Genomic DNA, 1,901 nt, shown 5'->3' with positions numbered 1-1,901 from the left:
ATGGCTATGTTTTAAATCAATGTTGAAAATGGATATTTAATAGCAAAATAGGTAATAATATATATAGAATAGTGTTTAGGAGGTAGAATTATGCAAAATGTAAAGTCTATATTAAATGATATTGAAAAGTTACCATTACATCAGAAAGAACAGATACTATCAACTTTAGAAGAAATTCTTGTTTTAGGTTCACAAACAAGTCAAGTAGAACAAGAAGTTAAAGAGTTTAGATTTTCTAAGGGAAAAGTATGCCCTCTTTGTGGCTCTGAAACTATATCGAGAAATGGAAAGTATAATGGTAAACAAAGATATATCTGCAAATCTTGTAAGAAAACTTTTACGGACTTTACTAATTCTGCGACCTATAAAAGTAAGAAAACATTAGATAAATGGCTTAAATACGCTAAGTGTATGATTAATGGATACTCTATTAGGAAAAGTGCTAAAATTGTAGAAATTAACATAGCAACAAGTTTCTTTTGGAGACATAAAATTCTCGATTGCATAAGTACATTTTTAGGTAAAGGATACGTTGATGGTGTTATTGAAGCAGATGAAGTATTTTTTGCAGAAAGTTTTAAAGGTACAAAACCTTCTAACATGCCAAGACACTCTCGTAAAAGAGGTAAACAAGTTAAGAAAAGGGGTATCTCCAAGGAACAAGTTTGCATTGCTACTGCTATTGATAGGCAAGGTAATTTAATTATGGAATTAGCATGTAAAGGTAGAATTACTTCTAAGGAATTAGAAAAATTATATGATGGACATATAAGTAATGAATCTATACTTTGTACTGATAGTCATAAAAGTTATATACAATTTGCAAATGATTTATCATTAGAACACAAACGTATAAAAAGAGGAAAGCATAAAGAAGGATTATATCATATTCAACATATCAATGCTCTCCATAGCAATTTAAAGAAATGGATGAATAGGTTTAATGGTGTTGCAACAAAATATATAAGTAATTATATCAAGTGGTTCAAATGGCTTCAAATATTTGATACAGATAAAGAGATAATAAAGGCTAAGAACTTTATGGTTCAAAGCAATATAACCCATTCATATATCAAAATAAAAGATTTGAAAAATAGAGAGCCAATATATGTATAGTATGTGTGATATTTTGTAAATTATGTTATAATAAGTGTTATCAAAAACTATAATCTAATGAACAATAGTACGATATGACGAAGTACTTATTATTTATATTTTGTACGTATAACGTACACGAATGGAGGAATAAACTTGGTTGAACTTTGGGATATATTAGATAAAAACGGTAATGTAACAGGGCGTGTTCACGAGCGTGGCAAGCCCATGAACAAAGGCGAATTTCATCTTGAGGTTTATGTTTGGATTGAGAACGACAACGGTGAATACCTTATATCGCAAAGGTCGCCGAACAAGTCGTTCCCAAATATGTGGGAATGTACGGGCGGAAATGCGGTTGCGGGCGATGATAGCTTGACTACGGCATTGAAAGAAGTAAAAGAAGAATTAGGTATTATTCTTGAGCCGCAGAACGGACGAATGATTAAACATCACTTACCGTGTAGCGACGTTGAATGTCACGGTTTGGCTGATGTCTGGTTATTTCGGCAAAATGTAGACATATCAACCGTAATTCTTGCTCCTGATGAAACCTGCAATGCAATGTGGGCAAGCCGTGATGAAATTAACCGTATGATTGACGAGGGAACATTCACAACATGGGAACAATATACATACATTGACGAATTGTTTGAGGAAATTAAAATGGATTGATGGATTGCACACAGTATAAGCATTTTTAGTACCAAACTACTACACAACATTCTTTTATTTAGCATTATAGGTGGACAATCCCACCTATAATTTTTATTAGTCTATTTTCAACACTATATTAAAACATAGCC

The 1,901-nt window shown here is 32.0% G+C and carries 2 protein-coding genes; both read left to right on the top strand.

The window, feature by feature from the left end:
* Nucleotides 1–90 precede the first annotated feature (90 nt).
* Complete coding sequence (locus tag L1S47_RS20450) at nt 91–1,116, top strand: IS1595 family transposase (protein WP_238886948.1); 1,026 nt, start codon at nt 91–93, stop codon at nt 1,114–1,116.
* 135 nt (nt 1,117–1,251) lie between these two features.
* The gene (locus tag L1S47_RS20445) at nt 1,252–1,770 is read left to right on the top strand and encodes an NUDIX domain-containing protein (RefSeq protein ID WP_238886947.1); all 519 of its coding nucleotides are present in this window, start codon (nt 1,252–1,254) and stop codon (nt 1,768–1,770) included.
* Nucleotides 1,771–1,901: the final 131 nt, after the last annotated feature.

It is taken from the genome of Clostridium sp. YIM B02551 (assembly GCF_022324735.1).
Classification (GTDB): Bacteria; Bacillota; Clostridia; order Clostridiales; family Clostridiaceae; genus Clostridium_T; species Clostridium_T paridis.
The sequence above is the reverse complement of the archived record's forward strand: the minus strand, read 5'-3'. Positions and strand labels throughout refer to the sequence as shown.